The 15,978-nt window shown below is 66.1% G+C and carries 16 protein-coding genes and 1 other annotated feature; of the genes, 5 read left to right on the forward strand and 11 right to left on the reverse strand.

Annotated features, from left to right (window positions below; all coding sequences use genetic code 11):
* Positions 1 to 23: 23 nt before the first annotated feature.
* Entirely contained in the window at positions 24 to 785 is a 762-nt protein-coding gene (locus B215_RS0105355) for a metallophosphoesterase family protein (protein ID WP_019368607.1), read from the reverse strand.
* A 97-nt stretch (positions 786 to 882) separates the two neighbouring features.
* Positions 883 to 938, forward strand: a sequence feature (sul1 is cis-regulatory element that is thought to sense ions involved in sulfur or methionine metabolism; They are found in Alphaproteobacteria).
* A 56-nt stretch (positions 939 to 994) separates the two neighbouring features.
* On the opposite strand from B215_RS0105355, the gene B215_RS0105360 reads away from it, so the two are divergent.
* On the forward strand, positions 995 to 2,491 hold the full coding sequence (locus tag B215_RS0105360; RefSeq protein ID WP_019368608.1) for a SulP family inorganic anion transporter: 1,497 nt from the start codon (positions 995 to 997) through the stop codon (positions 2,489 to 2,491).
* Here the strand turns inward: B215_RS0105360 and wecB are convergent, their stop codons facing one another.
* Positions 2,492 to 3,688: a non-hydrolyzing UDP-N-acetylglucosamine 2-epimerase gene (gene wecB / locus B215_RS19595; RefSeq protein WP_082664508.1), complete on the reverse strand. Its 1,197-nt coding sequence runs from the start codon at positions 3,686 to 3,688 to the stop codon at positions 2,492 to 2,494. It abuts the gene before it with no gap.
* Positions 3,689 to 3,800: 112 nt separating this feature from the next.
* On the opposite strand from wecB, the gene galU reads away from it, so the two are divergent.
* On the forward strand, positions 3,801 to 4,670 hold the full coding sequence (gene galU, locus B215_RS0105370; protein ID WP_019368610.1) for a UTP--glucose-1-phosphate uridylyltransferase GalU: 870 nt from the start codon (positions 3,801 to 3,803) through the stop codon (positions 4,668 to 4,670).
* A gap of 39 nt (positions 4,671 to 4,709) precedes the next feature.
* Here galU and B215_RS0105375 read toward each other — a convergent pair whose 3' ends face one another.
* From B215_RS0105375 to ubiE, 9 genes are read right to left on the reverse strand one after another with little or no spacing between them, the layout of a single operon-like run.
* On the reverse strand, positions 4,710 to 5,729 hold the full coding sequence (locus B215_RS0105375; RefSeq protein ID WP_019368611.1) for an NAD-dependent epimerase/dehydratase family protein: 1,020 nt from the start codon (positions 5,727 to 5,729) through the stop codon (positions 4,710 to 4,712).
* Between the two features lie 51 nt (positions 5,730 to 5,780).
* The gene (locus tag B215_RS0105380; RefSeq protein ID WP_019368612.1) at positions 5,781 to 6,545 is read right to left on the reverse strand and encodes a HesA/MoeB/ThiF family protein; all 765 of its coding nucleotides are present in this window, start codon (positions 6,543 to 6,545) and stop codon (positions 5,781 to 5,783) included.
* Positions 6,542 to 6,922, reverse strand: a complete 381-nt coding sequence (locus tag B215_RS0105385) for a hypothetical protein (protein ID WP_019368613.1) — start codon at positions 6,920 to 6,922, stop codon at positions 6,542 to 6,544. Before B215_RS0105385 ends, B215_RS0105380 begins: the two co-directional genes overlap by 4 nt.
* On the reverse strand, positions 6,919 to 7,365 hold the full coding sequence (dut, locus tag B215_RS0105390; RefSeq protein WP_019368614.1) for a dUTP diphosphatase: 447 nt from the start codon (positions 7,363 to 7,365) through the stop codon (positions 6,919 to 6,921). The genes B215_RS0105385 and dut overlap by 4 nt, the downstream gene beginning before the upstream one ends.
* A 2-nt stretch (positions 7,366 to 7,367) precedes the next feature.
* Positions 7,368 to 8,321 (reverse strand): alpha/beta hydrolase, encoded by a 954-nt coding sequence (locus tag B215_RS0105395; protein WP_192813032.1) that lies wholly within the window; start codon positions 8,319 to 8,321, stop codon positions 7,368 to 7,370.
* A complete protein-coding gene (gene coaBC, locus B215_RS0105400) occupies positions 8,311 to 9,480 on the reverse strand; it encodes a bifunctional phosphopantothenoylcysteine decarboxylase/phosphopantothenate--cysteine ligase CoaBC (RefSeq protein ID WP_019368616.1) in 1,170 nt (389 codons plus the stop codon). The genes B215_RS0105395 and coaBC overlap by 11 nt, the downstream gene beginning before the upstream one ends.
* Complete coding sequence (locus tag B215_RS0105405; RefSeq protein ID WP_019368617.1) at positions 9,477 to 10,583, reverse strand: hypothetical protein; 1,107 nt, start codon at positions 10,581 to 10,583, stop codon at positions 9,477 to 9,479. The genes coaBC and B215_RS0105405 overlap by 4 nt, the downstream gene beginning before the upstream one ends.
* Positions 10,580 to 12,112, reverse strand: a complete 1,533-nt coding sequence (gene ubiB / locus B215_RS0105410; RefSeq protein WP_026008979.1) for a 2-polyprenylphenol 6-hydroxylase — start codon at positions 12,110 to 12,112, stop codon at positions 10,580 to 10,582. The genes B215_RS0105405 and ubiB overlap by 4 nt, the downstream gene beginning before the upstream one ends.
* 40 nt (positions 12,113 to 12,152) lie before the next feature.
* Entirely contained in the window at positions 12,153 to 12,884 is a 732-nt protein-coding gene (gene ubiE, locus B215_RS0105415) for a bifunctional demethylmenaquinone methyltransferase/2-methoxy-6-polyprenyl-1,4-benzoquinol methylase UbiE (RefSeq protein ID WP_019368619.1), read from the reverse strand.
* Between the two features lie 89 nt (positions 12,885 to 12,973).
* Here ubiE and mutM point away from each other — a divergent pair, with 89 nt between their 5' ends.
* The 3 genes from mutM (at position 12,974) to dnaA (ending at position 15,952) form a co-directional block, all read left to right on the forward strand.
* A complete protein-coding gene (mutM, locus tag B215_RS0105420; RefSeq protein ID WP_019368620.1) occupies positions 12,974 to 13,783 on the forward strand; it encodes a bifunctional DNA-formamidopyrimidine glycosylase/DNA-(apurinic or apyrimidinic site) lyase in 810 nt (269 codons plus the stop codon).
* A 97-nt stretch (positions 13,784 to 13,880) separates the two neighbouring features.
* Positions 13,881 to 14,144, forward strand: coding sequence for a 30S ribosomal protein S20 (gene rpsT / locus B215_RS0105425; RefSeq protein ID WP_019368621.1), 264 nt, complete (start codon positions 13,881 to 13,883; stop codon positions 14,142 to 14,144).
* A gap of 428 nt (positions 14,145 to 14,572) precedes the next feature.
* Complete coding sequence (gene dnaA / locus B215_RS0105430; RefSeq protein ID WP_152997933.1) at positions 14,573 to 15,952, forward strand: chromosomal replication initiator protein DnaA; 1,380 nt, start codon at positions 14,573 to 14,575, stop codon at positions 15,950 to 15,952.
* The last annotated feature ends 26 nt before the right edge of the window (positions 15,953 to 15,978 follow it).

The raw sequence follows: 15,978 nt of genomic DNA on the forward strand, positions 1-15,978 counted from the left end.
CTCGCGGGCTTTTTCGTGCGTATTCAGCTGCTGACGGCCAGGAAGCGCCGCGCGTCGCCATCGATGCACAAGGCAGTCAGCCGGCCGCTGGCATAAGCGCCGGTATCGATGCCGATGCGATTCGGGCGTTCTTCGGGCGCCTCGCTGATGCTGTGTCCATGGACGACCATTACGCCATGATCCGCCCTGCTGGTGAGGAACGGAGCGCGGATCCAGCGCAGGTCCTGCGCCTGCTGGTCTTCGATCGCGACGCCGGGGCGGATGCCGGCATGGACGAACAGATAGTCGCCGAGCGCGACCGTATCGCGCATTTCCCGCATCAGCGCGACGTGAGGTTCTGGGATCGCGTCGCGCAGCCGCTCGACCGCCTCTTCGGGAGTGGTCGCCATCAGGTCTGCCGCCGACAGACCATAGCTTTCGATGCATTCCTGGCCGCCGAATCGCAGCCATTCGCCCAGATGCTCGCTGGCGCCGTCGAGGATGGCCAGCAGCATCTCCTCGTGGTTGCCGGCGAGGATCGTCAGGCCGGGATCGCTCGCCCGCCGGGCGACCAGCAGATCGAGCACGCCGCGTGAATCGGGGCCCCGATCGATCAGGTCGCCCAGGAACACCAGATGGTCGTCACGGCGGGGATCGGCGGTGCGTAGCGCATCGATCTCGTTCAGCAGCCGGACGAGCAGGTCGCGCCGGCCATGCACATCGCCCACCGCGATCGCCCGCACATCCGGCGGCAGTGCAAAGGCACGTGGCGAGCGGGAGCGGAACAGGGAGGAAAGCAGCTTCACGCGCCAGAGGTAGAGCGCAGCGCGCCGGCGGGCAACAAGGGCAGCCCGTGGAGGCGGTTGCTTCCCTCACCGCAAGCGTCTACAGACCGCGCATTCGCAAGGACCCGGTGCAATTCCGGGTGGCTATTCCGGCCGCCGATCCGCCGGACAACAACATGCACCGATATCGATGCGCAGTTCTGCGCCACGTGCTCTGTTGTGGATTTTCAATGACTTTCACCTTTTCTGCCTATCGGCGCCAATGGTTCACCGATGTGGCCAGCGCGCGCCGCGACCTTATGGCCGGCGTCGTCGTCGCTCTCGCGCTCATTCCCGAAGCGATCGGCTTTTCGATCATCGCGGGCGTGGATCCGCGTGTCGGCCTGTACGCCTCGGTCGCGATCGCCATGACGATCGCCCTGATCGGTGGCCGCCCCGGCATGGTCTCTGCCGCTACCGCGGCGGTCGCCGTGCTGGTTGGCCCGCTGGTGCGGGAACATGGCGTCGACTATCTCTTCGCCGCCACCATCCTCATGGGCCTGATCCAGATCGTTGCGGGGCTGCTCCGGCTCGACCTCATCATGCAATTCGTGTCGCGATCGGTGATTACCGGCTTCGTCAACGCGCTGGCGATCCTGATCTTCCTCGCACAGCTGCCCCAGCTGACCAACGTCGGCTGGCAAACCTATGCAATGGTCGCTGGCGGTCTGGCGATCATCTATGGCTTTCCCTGCCTGACCAAGGCGTTACCTTCGCCCCTGGTGGCCATCGTCGTTCTCAGCACGATCAGCATCGGTCTGGGCCTGCCCGTCCATACCGTGGGCGACATGGGGAAGCTGCCCGATGGGCTACCGAGCTTCGTGCTGCCCCAGATCCCGCTGACGTTCGAAACGCTGCGGATCATTCTCCCTTATGCCGTCACGATGGCGGCGGTAGGCCTGCTGGAGTCGCTGCTGACCGCCCAGATCGTCGACGACATGACGGATACCGAAAGCGACAAGCGCCAGGAATGTGCCGGGCAGGGCGGGGCGAACATCGTCTCCGCGCTGTTCGGCGGCATGGGCGGTTGTGCGATGATCGGGCAGTCGGTGATCAACGTCACCTCTGGCGGGCGCAGTCGGCTCTCCACCTTTGCCGCAGGCGCATTTCTGCTGTTCCTGCTCGCTGTGCTGGGGCCGCTGGTCGGACGGATACCGATGGCGGCGCTGGTGGCGGTGATGATCATGGTTTCGATCGGAACTTTCAGCTGGAACTCGATCCCCAACCTGCGCCGGCACCCACCAACATCGTCGGTGGTCATGCTGACCACGGTGGCCGTCGTAGTCGCGACGCAGGATCTGTCGATGGGTGTGCTGGCCGGCGTGCTGCTTTCCGGCATCTTCTTCGCCGGCAAGGTTCAGCGCATGTTTTCGGTCGACCGGGCGGTCTCCAGCGACGGCTTGGACGCAACCTATCGTGTGGCGGGCGAAATCTTCTTCGCTTCGGTCGACCGGTTTACCCGCGCCTTCCACGCGGAGGACCGCGCAAAGCGCGTGCGCATCGACGTGAGCGGCGCGCATTTCTGGGACATCTCCGCCGTCGGCGCCCTCGATAAGATCGTGGCGAGGTTGCGTCGCGACGGACGGGAGGTTGAACTCGTCGGCTTCAATCGTGCCAGTGCGGATCTGGTTGACCGCTTCGCCTTGCACGACAAGACCGGTGTAGCGCTGGGTGCCGTGCCGCACTGATCACGCGTCGAGTCGCACCCTGCCTGCGGCTGAGATGCCGGCGTCGTTATGGCTTGCACGCTCGCCTTCGAATCCCGCGCGGATCAGCGCGGCAATGCGCGCCGCAGCGTTGCCGTCTCCGAACGGATTGTGGGCCTTCGCCATGGCGGCATAAGCCGCCGGATCGTCCAGCAGCCGGGTGACTTCCCGGTGGATGCGATCGGTGCAGGTGCCCACCAGGCGCGCGGTACCCGCAGCAAGGCCTTCGGCGCGCTCCGTCGTGTCGCGGAGGACGAGCAGCGGCTTGCCCAGGGCCGGGGCCTCTTCCTGGACGCCGCCGGAATCACTGAGCACGATGTCCGCCATCTCCAGCGCGCGGACGAAGTGCAGGTAGTCGAGCGGCGCGGTGCGAACGATGCGGGGATGTTCGGGCAGATGGGCATCCAACGCCGCGCCAATCGCCGGATTGGGGTGCACGGGATAGAGAATGGCAATGTCGGGCCGCGCGGCGATGCGCCGCAACGCCGCCGCGATGCCTGCAATTCCTCCGTCGAGATTCTCCCGCCGATGCGTGGTGACCAACACGATCCGCTTGCCGGCGAAACGCCGGGCTGTCGCGTCGAGCCCCGCTGCCAGCGACGGATCGGCCGCGATGCGGCGCCGCATCTCCACCAGCGCATCAATCACCGTGTTGCCGGTGATGTGGATGCGACCGGAAGGGACATTCTCTGCGCGCAGGGCGCTCGCCGCAGCTTCGGTGGGCGCGAAATGCTGATCGGCCAGAGCGCCAATGATTCGGCGGTTCGCCTCCTCAGGCCAAGGGCGATGGAGATCGCCGGAGCGCAGACCGGCCTCGACATGACTCACCGCAATCTTCCGATACTGGGCGGCAAGCGCCCCAGCCATGGCGCTTGCCGTATCGCCCTGGACGATCACGCGGTCGGGACGTGCCTCATCCAGCGCCTCGCCGATGCCGAGGAGCAGTCGCGCGGTAAGCTGATCGAGCGACTGACCGTGCACCATCAGGTTGAGATCAAAGTTCGGTCTTATCCCGGCAATGCCAAGCACTTGATCGAGTAATCCCCGGTGCTGGCCAGTAACACACGTGACGACTTCCAATTCGGGATAGGCGGCTAACGCCCGAATTAGGGGGAAGAGTTTGATCGCTTCGGGCCGCGTGCCAAAGACAATGAACAGCTTTTTTCGTGCCCACCCCATGCAGTCAGCATAACGTAAGCGACGGATGAACGAATAGGCCTTAGCAACCGTTTGCCACATTCGCGGCGTATCGCTATGCCGCACTGCACCCAATTTTCGCTCTGAGGGGGTTATGACGATCAAGCCGCTGCGCAAGGCTGTTTTCCCGGTTGCGGGACTCGGCACCCGATTTCTGCCCGCCACCAAGGCGATGCCGAAGGAGATGCTGCCCGTCGTCGATCGACCGCTGATCCAATATGCGGTGGACGAGGCGATCGAGGCCGGGATCGAGCAGATGATCTTCGTCACCGGTCGCGGCAAGTCCGCGCTCGAGGACCATTTCGACATCGCGTACGAACTGGAAGCGACGATGACCGCGCGCGGAAAGTCGCTTGAGGTGCTCGACGGCACCCGGTTGAAGCCCGGCAACATCGCCTATGTTCGCCAGCAGGAGCCGATGGGCCTGGGCCATGCCGTATGGTGCGCGCGCGACATCGTGGGGGACGAGCCGTTCGCGGTGCTGCTGCCGGACGATTTCATGTTCGGCAAGCCGGGCTGCCTGAAGCAGATGGTGGATGCTTATAACCGCGTCGGCGGCAACCTGATCTGCGCCGAGATCGTGCCGGACGACCAGACGCATCGCTATGGCATCATCACCCCGGGCACGCAGGAAGGCACGCTCACGGAAGTGAAGGGGCTGGTGGAAAAGCCGGCGCCGGGCACCGCGCCGTCGAACCTGTCGGTGATCGGACGCTACATCCTGCAGCCGGAAGTCATGCGGATCCTGGAGAACCAGGGCAAGGGCGCCGGCGGGGAGATCCAGCTGACCGACGCGATGCAGCAGATGATCGGCGACCAGCCGTTCCACGGCGTGACCTTCGAAGGCACGCGCTATGACTGTGGCGACAAGGCCGGCTTCATCACCGCCAACATCGCCGTCGCGCTTTCGCGGCCGGATCTGGCGCCAGCGGTGCGCGATTTTGCCGAGCGTGCGCTCGGTTGAGTCATGGGGCAGGGGCGCCGGCGAACCCGGCGCCCCGCTTCAGTCCCGATACTGTTCCATATACCAGTGGACGAAGGCGGCGACGCCTTCGTTCGGCGCGGTAGAAGGGGCGTAGCCGGTGAGCCTGCGAAGCAGATCGGACGACGCCTCGGTGGCGTGCACATCCCCTGCCTGCATCGGCAGGAAGTTCTTGATTGCTTCCCGCCCCAGCGCTTTTTCGAGCGCGGCGATATAGTCCATCAATGGGGTCGGGCGGCCGGCGCCGATATTGACGATGCGGAAGGGCGCCGCCGGCGACAGGCTGTCGCCTTCCACCGGAACAGTCCCCGGCACGGCATCGATCAGCCGCACGATCGCTTCGGCGAGATCGTCGATGAACGTGAAATCCCGCACCATATTGCCGTTATTGTAAACGTCGATCGGCTCGCCCGCGAGGATCGCGCGGGTGAACTTGAACAGCGCCATGTCCGGCCGGCCCCAAGGCCCATAGACCGTGAAGAAGCGGAAAAATGTCATCGGCGTGCCAAACAGATGGGCATAGCTGTGGCCCATCAGTTCGGTGGCGCCCTTGGTTGCGGCGTAGAGGCTCATCGGCGTCGCGGTGCGCTGCGTTTCGCCGAACGGCATCTCGGTGTTGGCGCCGTACACCGAACTGGTGGAGGCGACGAGCAGGTGACGCACCGGGTGGTGGCGCGCCAATTCGAGCAGATTGAACGTGCCGACAATGTTGGCACCCACATAGCTCGCCGGCTGTTCGATGCTGAACCGCACGCCCGCCTGGGCGGCGAGGTGAATCACCACATCGGGCCGAAACGACTCCCAGGCAGCGGCGAGCGCAGGCTGATCCTCGATCGAGAGCCGGGCCAGCTGGAAGCTTGGGTGGTTGGCCAGAATCGCGTTGCGCGATTCTTTCAGCGCCACGTCGTAATAATCAGAGAAATTGTCGACGCCCAGTACGGTTGCGCCCGCCTGCAGCAGGCGACTGGCGGTGTGAAATCCGATGAAACCTGCCGATCCGGTGACGAGCACGCGCGGGGCGGAAACGGTCGGTTCGGGCATCGTGCGGATTCCTGTCGATTGCTGGCGCGCCAATCGGTAGCCGCGTTCTCCTTACCGGAGCGTTCCCGTGCCGCAAGCAGGGCACCCCGTATCCTTGGGTAGGTGAAGCGTGCGGAAGCGGAGGCCAAGTGCATCGACCAGCAGCAGCTTACCGGCACTATCCTCGCCGAACGGCGCGACCGCGCGGATCACCTCCAGCGCGGCGAGGCTGCCCAGGATACCGGTAAGCGCGCCGAGTACGCCTTGCTCCGAGCAGCTCACGCCTTCCCGCTCCGGATCCGTCCCGACGAAGCAACGGTAACAGGGCTTCTCCGCCTCCCAACCCCGAAAGGTGCCGAGCTGGCCTTCAAATTCGGCGACGGCCGAGGAGACAAGCGGCACGCGCGCCGCGAGCGCAGCATCGGCCACGGCGAGGCGCGTGGCGAAATTGTCGGTGCCGTCCAGCACGACATCATGGCCGGCGATCAACGCCGGGGCCTCGGCCGCAGTCAGGCGCTGGGCATGGGCGGTGACGGCGACGTTCGGGTTGATCCCGGCAACGCGCGCCGCGGCTGTTTCTGCCTTGCCTGCGCCAACATCGGCGGTGGTGAACAACACCTGTCGCTGGAGATTGGAACGATCAACGCGATCGTCGTCGACGATGGTAAGCGCGCCAAGACCGGCGGCGGCAAGATACTGGATCGCAGGCGCGCCAATCCCGCCGGCACCGATCACCAGTACCCGCGCGGCCTTCAGCCTAGCCTGGCCTGCGCCGCCGATTTCGCGAAGGACGATGTGGCGGGCATAGCGCTCAAGCTCCTCGTCGGAGAGCGTCATCTGGGCCAGGTGAAGGTGACGGTGGCGCGATACCATTGATCGGCGGTTGCCATGCGCGGCAGCAGATTGCCGCGCGCGGAAGATGCCACCATTGCTGCGGCATATTGTTCGATGGTCGGGCACTGGACCGCTCGAGGCACCGTGGTGCGGATGCCATCCTGCGCATCGACCAGTACGGCTACGTCCAGGGCGAGCGTCACGCCCGGCCCGATCGCCAGCGGACATTTCCGCGTCGTTACTTCATTGGCAACGAAGGCGAGCATCTCCGGCGTGATAACCGGTGTGGACCGATAGGGAAGCGGCGCAAGCGCGCGCCAATCGATCGTCCGCACTTGGGCGCTGTTCAGCGCCAGTGCCAAGGCAACGGCGGGGATCACCGGCCGGTCGAGCCGAAGCCGCCGGCCCCCCGCGCCGTCTCGTCCAGACTGGTCACTTCGTCCAGCGTGGCGTGCTGGACCGGGGCGGGCACCAATTGCGCGATTCGATCGCCGCGCGCGATGACGAAATCCTCCGCACCAAGATTGGCCAAGATCACCTTGACCTCGCCGCGGTAATCGCTGTCGATCGTGCCCGGCGTGTTGAGGCAAGTGACGCCATGCTTGAGCGCCAGACCGGAGCGCGGGCGCACCTGCACCTCGAAGCCGGCCGGAATGGCCATCGCGAAGCCGGTCGCGACGGCGTGACGACCGCCGGGCGGAAGCGTAACATCCTCTGCAGAGACAACGTCCATGCCGGCGGCGCCGTCGGTGGCATAGCGGGGAAGCGGCAGATTCTCGCCATGGGAGAGGCGTTGGATCGCGATGCGGATCGGCGGCAGCAAGGTCAGCCTTTCATCGGAAGTGCTGCCGCCAACCGCACGGTAGCCGCCAGCACTTCGGGATCGTTGAGCAAATCATGTCCCCGCCCGGGGACGATCCGCAGATCGGTAGCGATGCCGCGAAGCGCAAGGGCCTCCGCATAGGCGCGCGACAGCGCCGGAGGCGTGATCTTGTCGTCAAGGCCGACCAGCACGGCGGCGCGCAGGCCGGGCATCACCCCGCCCGCGGTCTTGAGCGGATCGAGACTGGCGACCGGCGTCGCCCAAGCCGCGCCCTGGCGCTGCTTCTGCATGCCCTTGCGCCATTCGGGCAGCGCGCAGGGGCAGCCGACCAGCACCATCGCGTCGACCAGATCGGGGCGGATGCCGGCGATATCGGCGGCGATCGCCGCACCGCCCGAATCGCCGACCAGGATCAGCCGCGCGGACGCGAAGCGGCGACGCAGGACGCCGAGCGACTCGGCGATCGCGTCGATCCGCTCCTGCGTATAGTCGTCGCCGATACCGAGTCCGGCCTGACCCGGCGAGCGGTTGCCCGCGGCATCGCCATAGCCCGGACGCAGCAGCGCGACGGCGGCGCTGTTGGGAATGCTCTGGGTAGCCGCTTCGGCGAAGCGGTAATGGTCGCTGCGCGATTCCGGTGCGCCATCGCCGTGCAGGACGACGACCAACGTGCGCACCGCGTTCGGAGTCGCGGCGCCGAAATTGCGCGCGTGGAGGTTGAGCGCGGGCTCGACCGTAGCGGCAGTGTGCGTCGTCGCGACGGGCGTGGTGCAGCTGGCGAGCAGGGCGACACCGGCAAGCGCCGGAAGGGCGAACCTAGCAGCGCACGTCCCCCTTCCGCTTGCGGGAGTGGCTGAGGCCTCTCCGCGCTTCTGCCACGTCAGTTCCTTCCCCGACCCCTCCCGCAAGCGGAAGGGGAGCGCAGGCTCGTAGCGTAGAAGAGCCTCAAAGCGCATCGGCGATCCGTTCGGCGAGGCGGCGGGCGACGTCGGCCTTGGACGCCCGCTCCCAGCTTTCGACGCCGGTCGCGGTGACGAGATGGACGGCATTGGCTTCACCCCCCATCACATCGCCCGAAACATCGTTGGCGACAATCCAGTCCGCGTTCTTGCGCGTACGTTTCGCGACGGCATGTTCGATTACTCGTTCGGTTTCCGCCGCGAAGCCCACCACGAGCCGCGGCCGGCGCGATCCCTGCGCCACCCCGGCGAGAATATCAGGATTCTGGGCGAGATGCAGCAGCGGCGCGGCATCCCCCTTCTTCAACTTCTGGGCAGCGGGTTCAACCTGCCAATCGGCTACGGCGGCAACCATGATGGCGGCATCAGCAGGCAGGGCGGCCTCGACGGCGGCTGCCATCTCGCGCGCGGTCTCCACGTTGATCCGGGTGACGCCCGCCGGCGTGGGGAGCGTCACCGGCCCTGCGACCAAGGTCACGCGCGCGCCCAGCACCGCCAGCGCGCCGGCAATGGCGAAGCCCTGCTTCCCCGACGAGCGGTTGGCGATGTAACGCACAGGGTCGATCGGCTCGTGCGTCGGCCCTGCAGTCACGAGAACGTGCTTGCCAGCCAGCCGCTGCACCGGCGAAAGCACCTGCTGGATCGCGGAGAGGATCGCCTCGGGCTCGGGCAGGCGGCCGGGGCCATATTCGCCGCACGCCATGGGACCTTCGTCGGGCTCCAGCACGGTGACGCTATCGGCGCGCAGCTGGGCGACGTTGCGGCGGGTGGCGGCGTGGCTCCACATCCGCACGTTCATCGCTGGGGCAGCGAGCACGGGCTTGTCGGTCGCGAGCAGCAGAGTGGTTGCGAGATCGCTGGCGATGCCGCCGGCCATCCGCGCCAGCAGGTCTGCAGTGGCGGGCGCGACGACGACTAGATCGGCCTGGCGGCTGAGCTGGATGTGACCCATCTCGGCCTCGTCCTTCAGATCCCACAGCGTCGTATAGACCTGATTCTCGGACAGCGCGGCGAGCGTCATCGGCGTCACGAAATGCTGGCCGCCTTCTGTCAGCACGCACGTGACGCCAATCCCGGCCTTGCGGCACAAGCGGACAAGTTCGCAGGCCTTGTAGGCGGCGATGCCCCCGCCGACGATGAGCAGGATGCGCTTCATTGCACCACCGTTGTAACCTTGATCCGGCGTCTGTCGAGCGCGCGGTGCCACAGGTCCGCCAGCGCGTCGGGTAGGAACACTAGGCCGATCAGCGCCACGGGGGCAATCATCAGCGCCCAGTAGAAATTGTCGAGCCGCGCGAAGATCGAGATAGCCGCGCCATAAGCGATCAGCAGCGTGAACGTGCGCAAGCCCAGGGCATCGTCCCAGCTTGCCCAGCCGATCAGCGCAAGGGCGACCAGCAGCGCACCGACTGCTACCGGCAGTGCCTGAAGCGCGGTGGCGGCAAGCAAGGCTTGGAGGAATAAGCCCGGGCCGTTCAGCCCTGTCCAACCCGCCGATGCCGGATCGAGCGGGCCGGTGACACCGGCTACGGCCTGGGCATGCAACACCAGCACGCCGGCGAGCAGAAGCAGCGCGATGATCCATCCCACAGCCTCACGTCGCGCCCGCTCACGCAGGGCAAAGGCGAGCATCACGAGGGCATAGAGCGCGGCCGTTTCCCGAATCAGCATTGCCGCCAAGGCGAGGGCGATCGATTCCAGCGCGCGACCCGGGCGGCGCAGCACAAGCGACAAGGCGACCAGCAGGCCCGCCCAGACTTCGTGGAACAGCACCATGGCAGGCTGGAAGAACGCCAGCATGGAGGCCGCGAGCAGCAGCATCAACACTGCACGTGGAGCGATGCCGGTGAGCGCGACGCCGATGCGCGTCGCCCAGGCAACGGCAGTGGCGGTGGCCAGCGCGAGCAGCAGAGCGATGCTGGCCCAGCCGGGCAGTGCCGCCTGCACGACCGCAAGCGCGGGCAGCCGCACGGTTACGAACGGCGAGAGCGGATAGCCGCCCGCGCGCATCGCATCGCTCGCCGCGACATAATAGCCGTCGCCGCCTTTCATGCTTGCGACGACACGTTCGTACAGCCCGACATCGGTGATGTGATCGCCGCCAGTTTCGGTGCCGGTCAGCGGGGGCACGGCGAGTGCCGTCAGCGATGCAAGCAGGACCAGGATCACCGCGAGCCATGCCAGCCGGGCGCGGCTCCGCGACAGGGCGGCGAAGCGGCTGGGGTGGACGGTCCACACGCGGCGCGTGCGCGGGATCATGCCAGCAGCAGCGTTCCGAGTACGCCGACGGCGGCCGCGAGCAGCGCCACCAGCCCATAGCGCCAGCCGCCGCCGACGCGCACCACCTGGATCTCGCGCAGCGGCGGTTCCGGGGGTGCCCCGCCGGGAGCAGGGAAGCGGCGTTCGATGTTGCGGACCAGCTCCGGCAGTCGGGCGAGGGTCCGCAGATCCTCGATCAGCCGATCGGCGACCTTGGCTTCTGGGCCCAGCTCGGTGCGGATCCATTCGCGGACGAACGGCGCCGAGACGTCCCACAGGTTGATGTCCGGATCGAGCCCGCGCGCGACGCCCTCCACCATCACCATCGTCTTCTGGAGCAGCAGCAGATGCGGCTGCGTCATCATGTCGAAGTCGCGAGTGATCGAGAACAAGCCGTCGAGCATGCCGCCGATCGACATTTCCTTCACCGGCAGGCCGCGCATCGGCTCGCCCACGGCGCGCAGCGCAGTGGCGAACTCGGCGACATTGTGATGCGAGGGGACATAGCCCGCCTCGAAATGGATCTCGGCGACGCGCTTATAGTCGCCGGTGATCAGGCCATAGAGGATCTCGGCCAGCCACACCCGCGCACGCCGGTCGATCCGGCCCATGATGCCGAAGTCGATCGCGGCGATGCGGCCGTCCGGCAGCGCGAACAGATTGCCCTGGTGCATGTCCGCATGGAAAAAGCCCTCGGCGATCGCCTGGCGGAGGAAGGCCTTGATCAGCTTGCCCGCCAGCCCCGGCATGTCATGCCCGGCGCGGACCAGCGCGTCGCGGTCGCTGAGCTTGATGCCGTCGATCCACTCCAGCGTCAGCACCTTGCCGGTGGTGCGCTGCCAGTCGATCTGGGGGACCATGAAGTCCGGCTCGGCGGTCATCGCTTCGGCGAGTTCGGAAGCCGAGGCGGCCTCGCGGCGGAAGTCGAGCTCGCGCACCGTCCAGCGCTTGAAGCTTTCGATCACCAGGCGCGGGCGCAGGCGACGCGCCTCGCCGCCATAGGCCTCGAGCTGGGCGGCGGCCCATTCATAGGTGTCGATCGCGCGGGCGAAGTCGCTCTCGATACCCGGGCGCAGTACCTTCACCGCGACGCGGCGGCCGTCGGTGGTCACCGCACGGTGGACCTGGGCGATCGAAGCGGCGCCGATCGGCTTTTCCTCCACTTCCGCGAACACCGCGGAGAGCGGGCGGCCATAGCTGGTCTCGATCCGCTCGCGGATGATGTCGAAGGGGACGGGGGGCAGCGCGTCCTGCAGGCGAAGCAGGTCGTGCGCGGCTTCCTCGCCGACGAGATCGGGGCGCGTCGCGAGCGTCTGGCCGAGCTTGATCGCGGCCGGGCCGATCGCCTGGAAGGCATCGGCATAGGCGGGAACGGCCGGCACACGGGCGCCCAGCCGGGCGATGCGGGCTAGGCGGCGCACCGGACGCGGCGTGTTGGCGTCGCGCTCGATGCCGCGCAACGCACCGTGGCGCGCGAGGATGCGGCCCCATTTGAGCAGGCGCCAGAGATGGACGGCGGGCGCGGTCATGCCCAGATCCTCCACGGGGAGGATCGAACGGGATCTCCCATCAAATCTTCCAGCCGCTGTGGATCGCGACGAGCCCGCCGAGCAATGGCTCCACCTTGGTCTGCCGGAAGCCCGCTTCGGCGATCATCCGCTCGAAGCTCGGCATGTCGGGGAAGCGGCGGATCGATTCGATCAGGTAGCGATAGCTGTCCTCGTCCTGCGCGAGCAGCTTGCCGAGCTTGGGGACCAGCTTGTGCGAATAGGCGTCGTAGATTTCGGCGAAACCCGGCCACTGGGTGGTCGAGAATTCCAGCACGAAGAAGCGGCCGCCGCGCTTCAATACGCGGTGCGCCTCGCGGAGCGCCTTGGGAATGTCGGTCACGTTGCGGATGCCGAATGCGATCGTATAGGCATCGAAGAAGCGATCGGGGAATTGCAGCGTTTCGGCATTGGCCTCGGTCCACACCAGCCCGTCGATGCCGCGCTGCGCGGCGCGCTCGACGCCAACGGCGAGCATTTCCGGATTGATGTCGGCAACCGTGATCGCGGCGCCGCTCTCGGCCATGCGGAAGGCGATGTCGCCGGTGCCGCCGGCCATGTCGAGGATATGCTCGCCCGCGCGCGGCTTCACCCGACGGACGAAACGGTCCTTCCACAGCCGGTGCATGCCGCCCGACATGGCATCGTTCATCAGGTCGTACTTGCTGGCGACATTCGAGAACACCTCGCCGACGCGGCGGGTCTTGTCCTCAGGGGCGACGTCTTCGTAACCGAAGGAGACGGTATCGGGCATGGGGGTGCCTTAGCCGCACGCGACGGCCAAACCAAGGGGGCTGAGGGGCAGGTGACATTCCGCCCCGCACTTCCTAGCTGTAGGGCCAGATGCCTGAACTTCCCGAAGTAGAAACCACCGTTCGCGGCCTGGCTCCCGTGTTGGAGGGGCAGCGGATCGAGCACGTGCTGCTGAACCGCGCGGACCTGCGCCGCCCGTTCCCGGTGGATCTGGGCCAGCGTCTGACCGGTGCCGCGGTCACCGGCCTTTCGCGGCGCGCGAAATACGGGCTGATCGATACCGATCGCGGCGACACGCTGATCTTCCACCTCGGCATGTCGGGGCGCTGGCGGATCGACCCGGCGGAGCTGGGCAAGCACGACCATGTCGTGATCGAGACCGCGCGACACCGTCTGGCGCTCAACGATCCGCGGCGATTCGGTTCGATCGACCTGGTACCCACGGCGGAGCTGGGCAGCTGGCCCGCGTTCAAGGCGCTGGGGCCGGAGCCTTTAAGCGAGGATTTCACCGCCGCGCATCTCGTAGATGCGTTTCGTGACCGGATCGCGCCGGTTAAGGCGCTGCTGCTCGACCAGCGCGTCGTGGCCGGGCTTGGCAATATCTATGTATGCGAGGCGTTGTTCCTTTCGGGCATTGCCCCCACCAAACCGGCCGGTTCGATCGCGCGGGCCAAGCTGGAGAAGCTGGTGGCATCGGTGCGTGAGGTGCTGGAGGCGGCGATTCGTGCCGGCGGCTCCACCCTGCGCGACTATGCCCGCCCCGATGGCGAGCTGGGCTATTTCGCCAAGGAGTGGCGCGTCTACGGCAGAGAAGGGGCACCGTGCAGTTGCGGCCGGCCGGTGCAGCGCCGCGTAGATTCAGGGCGTTCCACCTTCTATTGCGGCAAATGCCAGCGCTGAAACGGTTGACCCGAATCGCCGGAGCCGTTAAGGGGCGCGTCTTTCCGGCGTGGGCTCGCTTCCGCGCCTCACCCATTTCGAGCAGGAACAAGACCGAATGGCGAATACGCCGCAAGCGAAGAAGCGCATCCGTCGTAACGAGCGCCGTGCAGAGATCAACGGTGCGCGCGTGGGCCGCATCCGCACCTTCGTGAAGAAGGTCGAAGCCGCCCTGACCGCCGGCGACAAGGCGGCCGCTGCCGAAGCGCTCGCCGCTGCGCAGCCGGAAATCGCGCGTGGCGTTGCCAAGGGTGTGCTGCACAAGAACACTGCTGCGCGCAAATTCTCGCGTCTGAACAAGCGTCTTCAAGCGCTCGCATAATCGTAACTGTTTAGTAACATTTACCTCGCCGGACCTTTCCGGCGGGGTTTTTCGCGTTTTCCCGTAGCTGCGCTTGCTTAAAATCTTGGCAACTTAACGACTCGCGGAAATCCGCGAGTCGTTGCGATTCGCAAATCATCGATCTCGCATGCTGCCCGTAAGTTTCGATAATAATTGAGTATTTTGGCAACGCCCACGGATTCCCTAGGGTTCTGGCTGTCAACAAAACTATTTCAGAAACTTTACATCCGGGGGCCTTGCTCGACTCAGTTCGAGCTTCCTAAAACAAGCATCCCGGCTGCAGTGCTGGCCGGGACATCGAGCGCATCGCACGTCCCCGGGGGTATTGCCGGCGGCGATGCGCCTCAGGATTATTTTATTTTTGTCACGCGGGAGTCAGCGATTCCCGTGAAGGAGGGGTGCGTCACTTGACTCAGGTTCAACCACTGGAACGTGAGGACGGGCAGGACGTCGCCAAGGCATGGGCACACGTGCGCGCCAATCTGCGCCGTTCGGCCGGCCAGCGCCTGTTCGACCAGTGGCTGAAGCCTGTAGTGCTGGTGGATGGCAGCGATTCCCGCGCGGTGCGGCTCGGCCTGCCGTCCGCGTTCCTCACCCAATGGGTGAAGAACCATTATGCGGATCGGCTGCTGCTCGAGTTTCGGGCTGTGCTGCCCGACGTGCGCAGCGTTTCGATCGAAACGATGGCCGAAGCCGGCCAGCGCGTGCTCAGCGCCGAGGCCGTCTCGGCACCGCGCGTCGAGACGATGGCCGAGCCTGCCGAACGTCCGGCATTCGATCCGCGCTTCACCTTCGACCGCTTTGTGGTGAGCGCGACGAATCGGGTTGCGTTCAATGCTGCGCGCACCGTGGCGCTGCCCGGGGCGCCCCAGTTCAGCCCATTGTTTCTCCACGCCGGCACAGGCCAGGGCAAGACCCACCTGATGCACGCAATCGGCCACGTGTTCCTCGAAGCAAATCCCGGTGCAACCGCGATCTATTCGACGGGCGAGCGCTTCATGTTTGAGTTCGTCCAGGCGCTGCGCAACAAGGATACGCTGGCGTTTAAGACGCGGCTCCGCTCCGTCGACCTGCTGATGATCGACGATCTTCAGTTCATCGGCGGCAAGGACGCGACGCAGGAAGAGTTCTTCCATACCGTCAACGAGTTCATGAACGCCGGAAAGCGGCTGGTGATCGCCGCAGATCGTGCGCCGCAGGCGCTGGAGGGCTTCGAGCCGCGCCTGGTCGGTCGTCTGGGTGCTGGGCTGGCCGTCGACATCAAGCCGGCGGAGTTGGACCTGCGCCGTGCGATCGTGGAGCGCAAGCTCAAGGACATGCCGGCAGTGGACATGCCCGCAGAGGTGATTGACCTGCTGGCGGCACGAATCACCAGCAACATCCGTGAACTGGAAGGCGCGCTGAACCGACTGGTGGCCTATGCCAACCTGTCTAGCGAGACGATCACCGTCGATTTCGCGACTACCGTGCTCGGGGAAGTGCTGCGTACCAGCCAGCGCCGAATCACGATCGACGAGATCCAGCGCGCGGTTTCAGCACATTTCGAAGTGAAGCAGCTGGACCTGATTTCGGCCCGCCGCGCCGTAGCGATCGCGCGTCCGCGCCAGATCGCCATGTACCTGGCAAAGCGGCTTACCACCCGGTCGCTTCCGGAAATCGGCCGCAAGTTCGGCAACCGCGATCACTCGACCGTGATTCACGCGGTGAAGCGGATCGAGGATCTGCGCGCCAAGGATGTGGAAATCGACGGCGCCGTGCGGGCGCTGATGCGGGCGCTGGAAGGCTAAGCGGCCCTACCGGATAGAATACAAAG

The sequence above is a fragment of the Sphingomonas sp. ATCC 31555 genome, from assembly GCF_000282895.1.
In the GTDB taxonomy this organism is placed as follows: domain Bacteria; phylum Pseudomonadota; class Alphaproteobacteria; order Sphingomonadales; family Sphingomonadaceae; genus Sphingomonas.

Excerpts from the sequence above, each read along its gene's own strand:
- B215_RS0105380 (WP_019368612.1), bottom strand. The coding sequence starts at position 6,545 with ATGACGCTCTCCGACGAGGAGCTTGAGCGCTATGCCCGCCACATCGTC.
- mutM (WP_019368620.1), top strand. The coding sequence starts at position 12,974 with ATGCCTGAACTTCCCGAAGTAGAAACCACCGTTCGCGGCCTGGCTCCC.
- wecB (WP_082664508.1), bottom strand. The coding sequence starts at position 3,688 with ATGGGGTGGGCACGAAAAAAGCTGTTCATTGTCTTTGGCACGCGGCCC.
- B215_RS0105360 (WP_019368608.1), top strand. The coding sequence starts at position 995 with ATGACTTTCACCTTTTCTGCCTATCGGCGCCAATGGTTCACCGATGTG.
- galU (WP_019368610.1), top strand. The coding sequence starts at position 3,801 with ATGACGATCAAGCCGCTGCGCAAGGCTGTTTTCCCGGTTGCGGGACTC.
- coaBC (WP_019368616.1), bottom strand. The coding sequence starts at position 9,480 with ATGAAGCGCATCCTGCTCATCGTCGGCGGGGGCATCGCCGCCTACAAG.
- rpsT (WP_019368621.1), top strand. The coding sequence starts at position 13,881 with ATGGCGAATACGCCGCAAGCGAAGAAGCGCATCCGTCGTAACGAGCGC.
- ubiE (WP_019368619.1), bottom strand. The coding sequence starts at position 12,884 with ATGCCCGATACCGTCTCCTTCGGTTACGAAGACGTCGCCCCTGAGGAC.
- B215_RS0105405 (WP_019368617.1), bottom strand. The coding sequence starts at position 10,583 with ATGATCCCGCGCACGCGCCGCGTGTGGACCGTCCACCCCAGCCGCTTC.
- B215_RS0105395 (WP_192813032.1), bottom strand. The coding sequence starts at position 8,321 with ATGCGCTTTGAGGCTCTTCTACGCTACGAGCCTGCGCTCCCCTTCCGC.
- B215_RS0105375 (WP_019368611.1), bottom strand. The coding sequence starts at position 5,729 with ATGCCCGAACCGACCGTTTCCGCCCCGCGCGTGCTCGTCACCGGATCG.
- ubiB (WP_026008979.1), bottom strand. The coding sequence starts at position 12,112 with ATGACCGCGCCCGCCGTCCATCTCTGGCGCCTGCTCAAATGGGGCCGC.